At 31.0% G+C, this 13184-nt stretch carries 13 protein-coding genes; 8 read left to right on the forward strand and 5 right to left on the reverse strand.

Features of this window, described 5'->3' with window-relative positions; translation table 11 throughout:
* Positions 1 to 4 precede the first annotated feature (4 nt).
* From ACTG3V_RS08330 to ACTG3V_RS08340, 3 genes are read left to right on the forward strand one after another with little or no spacing between them, the layout of a single operon-like run.
* Entirely contained in the window at positions 5 to 1681 is a 1677-nt protein-coding gene (locus ACTG3V_RS08330) for a GMC oxidoreductase (protein WP_439131699.1), read from the forward strand.
* Positions 1678 to 2721, forward strand: a complete 1044-nt coding sequence (locus ACTG3V_RS08335) for a cytochrome D1 domain-containing protein (protein WP_439131700.1) — start codon at positions 1678 to 1680, stop codon at positions 2719 to 2721. The genes ACTG3V_RS08330 and ACTG3V_RS08335 overlap by 4 nt, the downstream gene beginning before the upstream one ends.
* A gap of 36 nt (positions 2722 to 2757) precedes the next feature.
* A complete protein-coding gene (locus ACTG3V_RS08340; protein ID WP_439131701.1) occupies positions 2758 to 3798 on the forward strand; it encodes a YncE family protein in 1041 nt (346 codons plus the stop codon).
* A gap of 253 nt (positions 3799 to 4051) precedes the next feature.
* Here the strand turns inward: ACTG3V_RS08340 and ACTG3V_RS08345 are convergent, their stop codons facing one another.
* From ACTG3V_RS08345 to ACTG3V_RS08365, 5 genes are all read right to left on the reverse strand, one after another.
* The gene (locus tag ACTG3V_RS08345; RefSeq protein WP_439131702.1) at positions 4052 to 4318 is read right to left on the reverse strand and encodes a heavy-metal-associated domain-containing protein; all 267 of its coding nucleotides are present in this window, start codon (positions 4316 to 4318) and stop codon (positions 4052 to 4054) included.
* Between the two features lie 91 nt (positions 4319 to 4409).
* Positions 4410 to 5120, reverse strand: coding sequence for a Crp/Fnr family transcriptional regulator (locus ACTG3V_RS08350; RefSeq protein WP_439131703.1), 711 nt, complete (start codon positions 5118 to 5120; stop codon positions 4410 to 4412).
* Between the two features lie 79 nt (positions 5121 to 5199).
* Positions 5200 to 5892 (reverse strand): Crp/Fnr family transcriptional regulator, encoded by a 693-nt coding sequence (locus ACTG3V_RS08355; protein WP_439131704.1) that lies wholly within the window; start codon positions 5890 to 5892, stop codon positions 5200 to 5202.
* 109 nt (positions 5893 to 6001) lie between these two features.
* Complete coding sequence (locus ACTG3V_RS08360; protein ID WP_439131705.1) at positions 6002 to 8218, reverse strand: molybdopterin cofactor-binding domain-containing protein; 2217 nt, start codon at positions 8216 to 8218, stop codon at positions 6002 to 6004.
* Positions 8219 to 8238: 20 nt separating this feature from the next.
* Positions 8239 to 8700 (reverse strand): (2Fe-2S)-binding protein, encoded by a 462-nt coding sequence (locus tag ACTG3V_RS08365; RefSeq protein ID WP_439131706.1) that lies wholly within the window; start codon positions 8698 to 8700, stop codon positions 8239 to 8241.
* Positions 8701 to 9259: 559 nt separating this feature from the next.
* On the opposite strand from ACTG3V_RS08365, the gene ccoS reads away from it, so the two are divergent.
* The 5 genes from ccoS to ACTG3V_RS08390 form a co-directional block, all read left to right on the forward strand.
* On the forward strand, positions 9260 to 9427 hold the full coding sequence (gene ccoS, locus ACTG3V_RS08370) for a cbb3-type cytochrome oxidase assembly protein CcoS (RefSeq protein WP_439131707.1): 168 nt from the start codon (positions 9260 to 9262) through the stop codon (positions 9425 to 9427).
* 16 nt (positions 9428 to 9443) lie between these two features.
* Positions 9444 to 11639 carry a cytochrome-c oxidase, cbb3-type subunit I gene (gene ccoN, locus ACTG3V_RS08375; RefSeq protein WP_439131708.1) on the forward strand — a complete coding sequence of 732 codons (2196 nt, stop codon included), beginning with the start codon at positions 9444 to 9446 and terminating at the stop codon, positions 11637 to 11639.
* A 4-nt stretch (positions 11640 to 11643) separates the two neighbouring features.
* On the forward strand, positions 11644 to 11811 hold the full coding sequence (locus ACTG3V_RS08380) for a CcoQ/FixQ family Cbb3-type cytochrome c oxidase assembly chaperone (RefSeq protein WP_439131709.1): 168 nt from the start codon (positions 11644 to 11646) through the stop codon (positions 11809 to 11811).
* Between the two features lie 11 nt (positions 11812 to 11822).
* The gene (locus ACTG3V_RS08385) at positions 11823 to 12677 is read left to right on the forward strand and encodes a cbb3-type cytochrome c oxidase N-terminal domain-containing protein (protein ID WP_439131710.1); all 855 of its coding nucleotides are present in this window, start codon (positions 11823 to 11825) and stop codon (positions 12675 to 12677) included.
* A gap of 33 nt (positions 12678 to 12710) precedes the next feature.
* On the forward strand, positions 12711 to 13184 hold a 474-nt coding region (locus ACTG3V_RS08390; RefSeq protein WP_439131711.1), incomplete at its 3' end, for a 4Fe-4S binding protein.

Consider the following 13184-nt stretch of genomic DNA (forward strand, 5'->3'; position numbering starts at 1 on the left):
TATTATGATGAAAACACAAACAGACAAAAATACTTTTGATGCTATAGTTGTTGGGTCTGGAATTAGTGGAGGCTGGGCAGCTAAAGAACTCACAGAAGGCGGACTAAAAACATTGGTTTTAGAACGTGGTGGAGATAAAGAATTTAAAACCTCTTCCAACGATCCTTGGGATTTTAAATATAGAAATCATTTAACTAAAGAAGAGTTAGAAGAAAGACCAATTCAAAGTAGCCACTGTGATGCTGGTAATAAAGATTTTTATGTAAATGATAAAGAGCATCCTTATATTCAAGAAAAACCTTTTAAATGGATACGAGGTTATCAAGTGGGTGGTCGCTCTTTAACTTGGGGGCGTTTAAGTTATCGATTGGCAGATATCGATTTTGAGGCAAACAAAAAAGATGGTTATGGAGTTGATTGGCCTATTCGATATTCAGATTTAGAAAAATGGTACGATTATGTAGAAGAATATGTTGGGGTTAGTGGAAGTTTGGAAGGATTAGAACACGTGCCAGATGGTGTTTTTTTACCACCAATACCAATGAATGCTGTAGAAAAACACTTAAAAGAAAGTGTGGGTAAACAATACTCAGATCGCGTAATTATTAATGGTAGAGTTGCAAATTTAACAGAATATAAAAAAGGGAGAGGTAGATGTATGTATCGTAATTTGTGCAGTAGAGGTTGCCCATATTCTGGTTATTTTAATAGTAATACATCAACACTTGTAGACGCAAACAATACTGGCAAACTAACCTTAAGAGAAAATTCAATTGTAAAAGAAGTTCTTTATGATAAAGACACAGCAAAAGCTGTAGGAGTTTCCATTATTGATGCTATTACCAAAAAAGAGATGAATTATTATGCACGCATCATTTTTTTAAATGCTTCAACAATAGGTACAGCATCGATTTTATTAAACTCTGTATCAGAGAATTTTCCAAATGGTTTAGGGAATTCTAGCCTTCAAGTTGGCCATAACTTAATGGATCACATTGTAAATGAAGGTACTTATGGAACCTTTAATGGTTTGTTAGATAAATATTATAAGGGGAGATCTCCAGGTACTATTTATATTCCAAGATTTCAAAACCTAAATGATCAAACACAAACTAAAGATTTTGTAAGAGGATATGGAATACAGGGAAAAGGAGAAAGAGAAAACTGGGAATCGAAACCCACAACTGGTTTTGGTGCTGAATTAAAAGCGCAATTAGAAACTCCTGGAAAATGGAAAATTTCGTTGGGTGGTAGAGGAGAAGTATTACCTTATTATGATAATAAAATTTCTTTAGATAAAAATAATGTAGATCAGTGGGGCTTACCACTTGTAAAAGTTCATTTTGAGTATGGACCCAATGAAAAAGCAATGATGGAACATATGACTCAGGCCAGCGAAGATATGCTAAGAAAAGCAGGTTTTGAAAATGTGGGCAGTTATAGAACCAGTCCACCTCCAGGATCTGCAGTACATGAAATGGGAACAGCAAGAATGGGGAATGACCCTAAAACATCAGTTTTAAATAAATATAATCAAATGCATGACGTGAAAAATGTATTTATTACAGATGGTAGTTGTATGACTTCTTCTGCATGTCAAAATCCGTCTTTAACCTATATGGCGCTTACAGCAAGAGCCTGTAAATATGCAATTGAGCAATTTAAATCTAATATTTTATGAGAAAATTAAAGGCAGTAATCGTTGTTCTAGGATTGTTTTTTTTAGGCCTTGTAGTTTTTTATTTGATGAAACAACCTACCTATTCCATTAAAACAGAGGGTACACTATACATCGTTAATAAGGTAAGTAAGAGCGTTACTATTTTCGATTTGTTAAAAGGTAAAGAAGTAAAAGAACTCTCAATAACAGTAGAACCTCATGAAGCAGCATTTGTTAAAAAATTAAACAGTATAGTTGTCACTAATTATGGGGTTTCAGACACAAACGAAAATAATTTAACTGTAATTAATCCAACCGATAATCAGATTACCCATAAAATTTCATTGGGTAAAAGCTCTAAACCCCATGGAATTATTGCACTTAAAGAATCTAATAAAGTAGGTGTTGTAACAGATATTGGGAATCATTTATCTATTGTTAATATAGAAACAGGTAAATTAGAAAAGCAAATAGCTACACAACAAAAGTTTAGTCATTTATTAGTGCAACATCCTATAAAACCACTAATTTATGTTTCAAATATAAATTCTGGTTCTGTAAGTGTTATTGATATGGAGCTAGATTCCGTTGTAAAAATTATTCCATTTACCAATAAAGTAGAAGGTATTGATATTTCTTTAGATGGTTCTGAACTTTGGGTAACTAATATTGAAGAAAATTCGATTGCTGTCATCAATACAGAAACTTACGAAACGTTAACAACTATCCCTACAGGCAAAGAACCTTTACGATTAAAATTTTCTACTGATGGATTGTACTGTTTGGTTTCTAATTCCAGTGATGGAACAATTTCTGTTTATGATGCTAAAATGAAAAAACAAATTTCTACCATAAAAATACCTGGTAAAAAAAATATTGTTGAAAAAATAGTGTATCGTACACCACGTCCAGTAGGAATCCTGATGCATCCTAATGGTTTGTATGCATTTGTTTCAAATTTTACAGCTGGTAGGGTAGAGGTTATTGATATGAAATCTTTTAAAATTGTAAGTAGTATTAAAGTAGGACAAATGCCAGATGGCTTGGCAATAATTAACTAAATTTGCGAGCTAAAAAATATTTTTTTAAAAAAATTAATGAAGCGTTTAAAATATTTAATACTATTTTTTGGGTTATTCTTTATAATACTTAGAATTGCTATTCTTATTTTTAGATTACCTACTTATAACATTAGTACCAATGGTAAATTGTATATTATAAGTAAGTTAAGTGAAGATGTGCAAGTTTTTAATTTATCAACAGGAGAAGAAATAAAAGAAATCCCTATAGATATGCTATCCTATGAAGCTGTAGCAACCTCAGACAATCAAAATATAGTTCTTACAAACTATGGGTCTGATATTGATTTTGACTTAAAAATTATTGATACAAAGTTAAATAAAGTTAAAAAAAGAATAGATTTAAAAGAAAATATAAAAGTTAATGGTATTGTTCAATATCCTGAGCCTAATAAAGTGGCTGTTGTAGATTATGTAACGAACAAGTTGTTGGTGTTAAATATTGAAACTGAAAATGTAGAAAAAGAGATTAAAACCAACCAAAAAAAGAGTCACCTTGCTGTATTTCATCCAAAGAAAGCCATTGCTTACACAACGAATATAAATTCAGGTACTGTAAGTGTCATCGACTTAAACACAGATAAAGTAATTAAAATTATTTCTTGTGGTATTGGTAGAAAAGGAATTGATATTACACCTGATGGTTCTGAACTATGGGTTACCAATACCAAAGAAAACGAAATAACAGTTATTGATACCAAAACCAATAAAGTTATACATACTATAATTTCTGGCAACGAATCTTTAAAATTAAAGTTTTCTGTAGATGGTAAATACTGTCTAGTAGTAAATGCCACTGATGGTACAATAGATGTATTTAACCAACAATCTAAGGAGAAGGTTAAAACAATTATGCTTCATGGAAAAACAACAATTATTGAAAAATTATTATATCACACACCACGTCCTGTAAATATATTAATGCATCCTAATGGTAAATATGCATTTGTATCTAACTCTAATGCGAATAAAATTGAAGTGATAGATATGAAAACTTTTAAAATTGTAAGTACCATTGGTACTGGTGATGTGCCAGATGCTTTAGCCTTTATTCAATAGCGTAATTAAAATTTAGGTGTTCAGTAACAATTGTACTAAATTTTTTAAAATTTAAATTTTCGAATTTAAGTTACTCAACGCTAGTGTAATCTGTTTTTCGTCTTTTAAATAAACTAACGAACAATTAAGCTAAAAACATAAGTCTTTGAAAAGCTAAAATAAGTAGGTGTATTTTGAATTTTATAATCTGAAGAAAAAATATAAAACGTTTACTTATTGATTGAGTAAAGTTTATCAATAAATACGTATTGAATTAAGAAGGCTCATCAAAAGGAAAATAATCGGCGTCCACATTTTTATTTTTAATCAAGCTAGTGTCTTCAGTAATTGGGTATCCAATTTTGCTTAAATAAAAACGTAAGCCTTCCATTGCGTTGTGGCTTCTATAGTCAAAACTTAGACTCCCTGTTGCAATATCAATGGTAAAATTACTAATGCCTTTAAACCTTTCAACAGCTGTTGCAACTGTTTTTTTACAATCATCGCATCTTAAATTTTCTATGATTACAGTTGTTCTCATTTTGTTTCGTTTTAAAGATGTAAAACTAATACCAAAATGAAGGGCAAAAAATGACTTTTGTCATTTAACTTAAATTGATTATAAACAAAGATTAATAATCAAAATCTTCAATAAATCGTTCTAATTTTTTAGAATTGATAATTGCTATTCTTTTTTTTGATTGTTTAATGTAGCCCTCTTTTTTAAACATAGAAATATTTCGAATACAGGTTTCTACAGCTGTGCCTACAACATTCGCTAAATCTTCGCGAGACAAACTTAGGTTTAAAAAACCTTCATCATCTTCGCCATAATTTTTTTGAATGTATAACAAGGCTTGTGCAATTCTTTGTTTAACATTTTTTTGAGATAAACGAAGTATGCTTTCGTTAGATTCATTCAATTCTTTTACCATAGTTTTAAGAACACTCATGGTAAATTCTGGGTTTGCTTGTAATGGTGTTGCAATTTTTTCTTTTGGAATAAAACAAACCTCCATATCATTTATGGCAGTTGCACTTAGTTTTGAAGTTTCATCAGAAATAATAGAACTTTGCCCTAAAACTTCACCTTTAGTAACTAATTTAATGATTTGATCTTTTCCATTAGAGCTTAGTTTAGATACCTTAGAGACTCCATTTCTAACGCAGAATATACCATTCAATTTTTCTCCCTCCTCAAAAATTGTATCACCTTTTTTTATTTTTTTTGTCACTTTTGCATCAGAAACTAATTTTAGTTCTTCTTTACTTAATGCACGTAAATTATTAAACTGTCTTACAATGCAACTTTCGCAACGTTTTTCTTGCTCTTCATGTGCCATAAATCTATAAAATTTAGATCTACACAAATATAAAGGCTTAAAAAAAATAAAACCTATAAATTTATAGGTTTAACATTCTTTATTTAGAATTGATAAATATAAGAAGTTCTTTTTTTGAGTTAATTTTAATATTATCTCTTTTAAGACTTATGTAATTTTTTTCTTTAAAAGAAGTTAATAAAGAAATTACATATTCGTTTGTAGTCCCCAAAATATTGGCCAAATCTTTTCTTTTAGGAGCCACATTTAGCCAACCTTTTTTCTGTGTGCCAAATTTTTTAGATAAATATAATAACAAACCAGCTAAGCGAATTTTTAGTTTTCTGTTATTTTTAAAGTAAGTAATTGTCTCAGTTTCATCTTCGGTATCATAAATAAATCCTTTTAAAACATCTTGACAAAAGGAGTTGTTTTGCTCTAAATTTTGTAGAAAAGTATTTTTATGTATGGTATAAATTAAAGTATCTGAAATTGCAGTAGCTGTAAATAACGCTCCTTTATTACTAATTATTGAGTGTCTGCCCATAAGATCACCTTTACCTAAAATTTTGGTAATGTGTTCCTTGCCTTTATCATCTATAAAGGTAAATTTACAGGCACCTTCACAAATGGCATAAAGTGTTTTTAAACGGTCGTTTTCTAAGAAAACAATTTCATCTTTTTTTAATTTGATGAGCTTACTTTGCTGAAAAAATGAGTCTTTTTCAGCGGTAGATAAACTTTTTAAGTAGTTAAATTGCTTGCCAATACATACTTGATTATTGTTAATCATAAATAGTAGATTATTATGCAAAATTATAACCGAATGCAAAAGGAAAGCATGACTTTTATCACATGTTAAATGAAAAAGTTAAAGTGTTACGCTTAGAAATTTTTAATAGTTACCCTAAAATACGTTCTTTTTTAAGTTGATTGATAAATGGCTGACGATACATACGTTTTCCTAAAGCAGCATTTATGGCGTTAGCAACTGCACCACCTGCAGGTGGTAAACCTGGTTCTCCTAATCCTGTTGGAGATAATTCATTTTGCACAAAATGAACCTCAACTTTTGGGGTTTCCTGCATTCTAATTAATCTGTACGTATCAAAGTTTTTAGAATCTGGTTTTCCGTTTTTAAAAGAAAAATCAGCATACATGGCATGTCCAATTCCGTCTAAAACACCACCTTCAACTTGATTTTTAGCACCTGTTGGATTTACTACAATTCCACAATCTACAGCAACAGTAACTTTTTGTATTACAGGGAAACCATCTTTTAAAACAATATCTGCAATTTCTGCAACATGTGTATTATGACTATAATATGCAGCAAATCCTTGATAAATTCCATTTTGTAATTTCCCCCAGTTTGCTTTTTGTTTCACTAATTGAATAACATCTTCCATTCTTTGACCAGAATATCGAATTTTCTTATCGTTTGTGTTTTTTACGTTTTGCAGTAAATCTAAACGCAATTGTATGGGATCTACTTTTAATTCTGTGGCTAATTCATCAAAAAAACTTTGTTCTGCAAATGCTAAAAAATTGGTATAAGGTGCTCTCCAAGCTCCTGTGGTTATATTAGAATTATAGGTTGCTGTTTCTACTTTAAAATTAGGGATACATCCTGCAGGGAAAAAGTGAGCAATAGAACCATACATACTATCATTCACAACTGCTTCTTTTAAATGATAGCCTGTAACTTTACCATCTTGTATGGCAGCCTTAATTCTATATTTTACAGCGGGTTTGTAAACACCTGTAGTCATATCATCTTCTCTAGTTGAAACCATTTTTATTGGTTTATTTATTTTGTCTGATATTTCTGCAGCTTCCATAGCAAAATCAGAATACAATCTTCTACCAAAGCCACCACCCATTCTGGTCATTTCTACATTAATTTCGTATTTATTTCTATCCAAAAGTACTGCTACCGATTTTTGAACTTCACTTGGTGTTTGGGTAGGTCCAACCAAATCTATTTTGGTTGCAGTTACATTTGCATAAAAATTCATGGGTTCCATGCAGTTATGAGGTAAAAAAGGAGAGGAATATGTTTTTTCTAAAATAGTATCTGCTTCTTTAAATGCTTGTTTAATATTACCATCTTCTCTTAATACATTACTTTTTTTACTCTCTAAAATTGCAGTTAATTTATTGTGATGTAATGCTGTACTTTCTAATTCAGTTGAGTTTTTCCAGACTGCTTTTATCGCTTTTTTAGCTTTTATGGCTGCCCAAGTAGAAGTAGCTATAACAACAACCTTATCACTTTTACTCAACGCTACTGTCCAACTTACATAACCTTTATCTAAAAAACTTCTTGCTTTTTCACCAATTGTAATTACATCCACAACTCCAGAAATATTTTTTGCTTCAGTAGCATCAAACGACTCTAAAACTTGCCCAAAAGAAGGAGGTCTTAAAACGGATACATACAGCATACCTTCTGTTTTGTAATCTAAGCCAAATAAAGGTTTTCCTGTAATAATTTTATCAATATCCACATTAATAGCATTGCTACCGATAATACTAAAATCTTTAATTTCTTTTAAGGTAATTTTTTCAGGAACTTCTAATAAAGCAGCTTCTTTTACAACAGCACCATAGCCTAATGTTTCACCATTTGCATTGGTAATTATTCCTTTTGAAGCCTTTAAAGTGGATGCATCTACACCCCATTTTGCAGCAGCTGCATTTATTAACATCTGTTTTGCTGTAGCACCTGTTTCTCTTAATGCAGTCCAACTAGATCTAATAGATTGACTTCCGCCAGCAATTTGCCTTCTATAATTTTTGGTGTCTAAAACACCTTGTGCTACGGTTACATTTTTCCATTCTACATCTAATTCTTCTGCAATAATCATTGGCATAGAAGTTTTTACACCCTGCCCAATTTCTGGATTTGGCGAAAAAATAGTTACATAACCTTCATCAGAAATTTTAATAAAGGCATTAAAATCGTTAAAATTTAAGTTTGCTATATCTACTGGCATTTTTGCTTCAGACCTACATGCTGTTAAGAAATTAAAACCAATTAATAATCCACCACTTGCTAAAGCTGATGTTTTTAAAAAATTTCTTCTACTAAAATTTGTATTGAGTTGAGATTTCATTTTTATCAGTTTAAAGTGGATTATGACATTTTTTCTGAAGCTACTTTTACAGCCTTTTCAATTCTATTGTATGATGCACATCTACAAATATTTCCATGCATGGCTTTTCTAATTTCTTCTTCAGAAGGATTTTTATTTTCTGATAAAAAAGCTGATGCTGTCATAATTTGTCCTGCTTGACAATAGCCACATTGAGGTACATCTAGTTCTTTCCATGCTTCTTGCACTGGATGTTTTCCATCTTCAGATAATCCTTCTATAGTTGTAATTTTTACGCCATCTAAAATAGATACTTGCATTTGACAGCTTCTTGTAGCTACACCATCTATATGAACTGTGCATGCTCCACATTGTGCAATTCCACAACCAAATTTTGTGCCTACCAAGTTCAATTCGTCTCTCAAAATCCAAAGTAAGGGCGTATCAGCATCTGCAGTTACACTGCGTTGTTTTCCATTTATGAGTAATGTATAGTTTGGCATTAGAACTGTTTTAATATTGTTGGTGTAAGTTACAAAAAAATAGATATCAAAATTTATAGAATTAAAAATTGCTTTGACTTTAAGATTGATTTAACAATAGAATTTTAGTTAACCTGTTTTAAATTTTAGCAAAAAAAAGTGATTATTGTTAGTGCGAATAATATTGAAATATTGAATTTAAAATATTTTTTACCTGATTATAGAGCAATAACGAAGCGAAAGTATAGAGAGCACTGATTTTTAGCCAAATATCTTGTTCTAAATTTTGACTTGAAATTTTCTCAAATAAAAAAATTGTTTCATTATTAATTTTTAAGGAATACATGTCTAAAGTTTTTTTTACGCTATTCTAAGACCATCATTCTCAATAAATATGTATTTGTTATAACTACATTTGTTATAGTAAAATGGTTATAAAGTTGCCACAATCATAATTTTTTATGCGTTTGTATTTTGTGAAGATTTATATTTTTTACTTAATTTTTTAAATTATGACAAATGTCATATTTTAAGAAAACGTTCACATTTATCTTTGAACCATCAAATTATCAGGCAAGATATGAGCGTAATATACCTACTACTAACACTAAGTATAATAGTGGCCATTGTATTCTTTATTGCATTTATTTATTCAGTAAAAAAAGGGCAGTATGATGATTCATACACACCTTCTGTACGAATGCTCTTTGATGATGAATTGATAAAAGATAATAAGAAAATCAACTAGAATTAAATACTAAATTATGGAAATGCAACAGTTTTATTACGATAATAAAATCGTTAAAAAGTTTATCTATGCTACCTTGTTGTGGGGTATAGTAGGCTTTACAGTAGGTCTACTACTAGCTTTTATGTTTTTGTTCCCAAATCTTACAGAGGGAATTTCTTGGTTAAGTTTTGGGCGTTTAAGACCATTACATACAAATGCCGTTATTTTTGCCTTTGTAGGGAATGCTATTTTTGCTGGGGTTTATTACTCGTTACAAAGGTTATTAAAAGCAAGAATGGCGAGTAACTTTTTAAGTAATTTTAATTTTTGGGGTTGGCAGTTAATTATTGTAGCTGCTGCAATTACATTACCCTTAGGATACTCAACTTCTAAAGAATATGCAGAATTAGAGTGGCCAATAGATATTGCTATTGCATTGGTTTGGGTTGCATTTGGTGCAAACATGATTTGGACTATTTTGCAAAGAAGACAACGTCATTTATATGTGGCTATATGGTTTTATTTAGCAACATTTGTTACTGTAGCTGTTTTGCATATTTTTAATAGTTTAGAGTTACCTGTAACAGCTTTAAAAAGTTATTCTGTTTATGCAGGTGTGCAAGATGCACTTGTACAATGGTGGTATGGACATAATGCTGTGGCATTTTTCTTAACTACTCCATTTTTAGGATTAATGTATTATTTTGTTCCTAAGGCAGCAAATAGGCCAGTATATTCTTATCGTTTATCAATTGTACACTTTTGGTCTTTGATTTTTATTTATATCTGGGCAGGACCTCACCATTTATTATATTCTGCATTGCCAAACTGGGCGCAAAACTTAGGTGTAGCATTTTCGGTAATGTTAATAGCTCCATCTTGGGGAGGTATGATAAACGGATTATTAACTTTACGTGGAGCTTGGGACAAAGTAAGAACTGATCCTACCTTAAAATTTATGGTTGTTGCAATTACTGGTTATGGTATGGCAACCTTTGAAGGGCCAATGTTATCACTTAAAAATGTAAACGCAATTGCACACTTTTCTGATTGGATTATTGCACACGTGCATGTGGGTGCTTTAGCTTGGAATGGTTTCTTTACTTTCGGTATGTTGTATTGGTTAATTCCAAGAATGTTTAAAACAACATTGTACTCTAAAGCATTGGCAAACTTTCACTTTTGGATTGGCACCTTAGGTATTATTTTATATGCTTTACCAATGTATGTAGCCGGTTTTGTACAAGCTTCAATGTGGAAACAATTTAATCCAGATGGTTCTTTAACTTATGGTAACTTTTTAGAAACTGTAAACGAAATAATACCTATGTATTGGATGCGTGCAATTGGAGGAAGTATGTTTATTCTTGGAGCAATTGTTATGCTATATAATGTTGTTAAAACGGTTAGATCTGGTAGTGGTGTAGAAGACGAATTGGCAGAAGCTGCTGCATTAACAAAAGTATCTAAGTATAGAACTAAAGGAGAAGGGTACCATACTTGGTTAGAAAGAAAACCTGTTAAGTTAACTTTATATGCTACAGTAGCAATTTTAATAGGTGGTGTGGTTCAAATTATTCCAACATTACTAGTAAAATCTAATATTCCAACAATAAGTAGTGTAAAACCTTATACACCTTTAGAGTTAGAAGGGCGTGATTTGTACATTAGAGAAGGATGTGTAGGATGTCATTCGCAAATGATTCGTCCTTTTAGAAGTGAGGTAGAACGTTATGGTGAGTATTCTAAAGCAGGTGAATATGTGTACGATCATCCATTTCTATGGGGAAGTAAACGTACTGGGCCAGATTTGCATAGAGTTGGTCAAAAATACAATGACAGTTGGCACTTGAATCATATGTACGATCCACAAAGTACATCTCCAGGATCTATAATGCCTTCTTACAAATGGTTGGTAAGAAATAAATTAGACAAGTCAGATACTGAAAGTAAAATGGAGGCAATGGTAAGTTTAGGTGTTCCATATACCGAAGAAGAAATTGCGAATGCACAACAATTAATGGATGCTCAAGGAAAGAAAATCGAAGAGAGTTTGTATCAAGATCCTGATTTTGCAAAGAATTATGAAGATGATAAAAAATATGCCAAGGAAAATGGACAAGATTTTGTGGAAATGAAAGACAGAGAAATTGTTGCAATAATAGCCTACATACAAAGATTAGGTACAGATATTAAAGTAAAAGACGAACAACAACTTTCAAAAAATTAAGACGATGTTAAAATTTGTAAAAAATCATATGGAAAGTATAACTGGTATAGAAATATATCCGCTTATATCATTAGTTATCTTCTTTACTTTTTTTGTTGCCTTGTTTTGGTGGGTGTTTACCGCAAGAAAAGATTATATCAGTAAGGTTAGTAACATTCCTCTAGACCATTAAAATTATTAGAAATGAAAAAAAAGATTCAATCAACAGTTTATATACTATTTATTTTAGTAACATTTTTTGCACTGGTTAATGCATTTACAGCGTATAAAAATCCTTTAAATATTTATGAAAACCCATTAGTTTGGTTAGCACTTATAGGCTTTGTAGCAGTATTGGTGTTAAAAGAAATTGTAAGTGTTATGGCTATGAACAAAGCCAAAGAGTTACAAAATGAAAAAGAGGGGATCATCCCTGAAGATCCAAATCTTTGGATAAAAAAATTATTGGTAAAATGGACTAGAGCAAAATCGATAGACCAAGAAGAAGAGATTGTTTTAGACCATAATTACGATGGAATTAAAGAGTTAGACAATTCACTTCCACCTTGGTGGGTCTATATGTTTTATGCTACTATTGTATTCGCTGTAGTTTATTTAGTTCGTTTTCATGTTTTGGGAGGAGATTCACAAGAAATGGAATATCAAAAAGCAGTCGCTGAAGCTAGAATAGAAATTAATAAATATAAAGCCTCTTCTCCAGATGTTTTTGACGTTGCAAATTTAACTTTGTTAACAGATCCTTCAGACTTAAAAAGAGGAAAAGCAATTTTTAATTTAAACTGTGCTTCTTGTCATTTAGCTGATGGAGGAGGACAAATAGGACCTAATTTAACAGATGAATACTGGATTTTAGGAGGTGGAATTAAAAACGTATTTAATACCGTTTCTAAAGGTGGTAGAGATGGTAAAGGTATGATTGCTTGGAATAAAACCTTAAAAGCAGAAGATATTGCAAAAGTATCTAGTTATGTGTTGTCTTTACAAGGTACAACACCAGCTAAAGCAAAAGCACCTCAAGGAGAAATCTGGGAAGAATAAATGTTTTAATTAAGTTAGTAATAAGTAGTAAGTATGGAAGCGCCCAAGAACGAACAATTTAGAGATAGTATTGGTACTATAAACGAAGAAGGTAAACGTTCTTGGGTATTTCCTAAAAAGCCAAGTGGTAAGTTTTATAAATATAGAAGTTACGTTAGCTATTTATTGCTGGCTATTTTATTGTCCTCTCCATTTATCAAAATAAATGGCAATCAATTTTTATTATTTAATGTTCTAGAAAGAAGATTTAATATTTTTGGATTCCCATTTTGGCCACAAGATTTTCACTTATTGGTAATCTCCATGATTACAGGTGTTGTTTTTGTAATTCTTTTTACAGTTGTTTTTGGTCGTATTTTCTGTGGATGGATTTGTCCACAAACCATTTTTATGGAAATGGTATTTAGAAAAATAGAATACTGGATTGATGGTGATAGAGGAAAACAAATTCGATTAAACAAACAACCTTGGAATGCCGAAAAAATTAGAAAAAGATTATTAAAGTGG

Origin of the sequence: Polaribacter sp. (genome assembly GCF_965660385.1) — a bacterium.
Taxonomy (GTDB): Bacteria; Bacteroidota; Bacteroidia; order Flavobacteriales; family Flavobacteriaceae; genus Polaribacter.

Coding starts and splice junctions, on each gene's coding strand:
- ACTG3V_RS08365 (WP_439131706.1), bottom strand. CDS start 8,700: ATGCCAAACTATACATTACTCATAAATGGAAAACAACGCAGTGTAACT.
- ACTG3V_RS08335 (WP_439131700.1), top strand. CDS start 1,678: ATGAGAAAATTAAAGGCAGTAATCGTTGTTCTAGGATTGTTTTTTTTA.
- ACTG3V_RS08355 (WP_439131704.1), bottom strand. CDS start 5,892: ATGATTAACAATAATCAAGTATGTATTGGCAAGCAATTTAACTACTTA.
- ACTG3V_RS08380 (WP_439131709.1), top strand. CDS start 11,644: ATGTTAAAATTTGTAAAAAATCATATGGAAAGTATAACTGGTATAGAA.
- ACTG3V_RS08360 (WP_439131705.1), bottom strand. CDS start 8,218: ATGAAATCTCAACTCAATACAAATTTTAGTAGAAGAAATTTTTTAAAA.
- ACTG3V_RS08340 (WP_439131701.1), top strand. CDS start 2,758: ATGAAGCGTTTAAAATATTTAATACTATTTTTTGGGTTATTCTTTATA.
- ACTG3V_RS08330 (WP_439131699.1), top strand. CDS start 5: ATGATGAAAACACAAACAGACAAAAATACTTTTGATGCTATAGTTGTT.
- ACTG3V_RS08350 (WP_439131703.1), bottom strand. CDS start 5,120: ATGGCACATGAAGAGCAAGAAAAACGTTGCGAAAGTTGCATTGTAAGA.
- ccoS (WP_439131707.1), top strand. CDS start 9,260: ATGAGCGTAATATACCTACTACTAACACTAAGTATAATAGTGGCCATT.
- ACTG3V_RS08385 (WP_439131710.1), top strand. CDS start 11,823: ATGAAAAAAAAGATTCAATCAACAGTTTATATACTATTTATTTTAGTA.
- ACTG3V_RS08345 (WP_439131702.1), bottom strand. CDS start 4,318: ATGAGAACAACTGTAATCATAGAAAATTTAAGATGCGATGATTGTAAA.
- ccoN (WP_439131708.1), top strand. CDS start 9,444: ATGGAAATGCAACAGTTTTATTACGATAATAAAATCGTTAAAAAGTTT.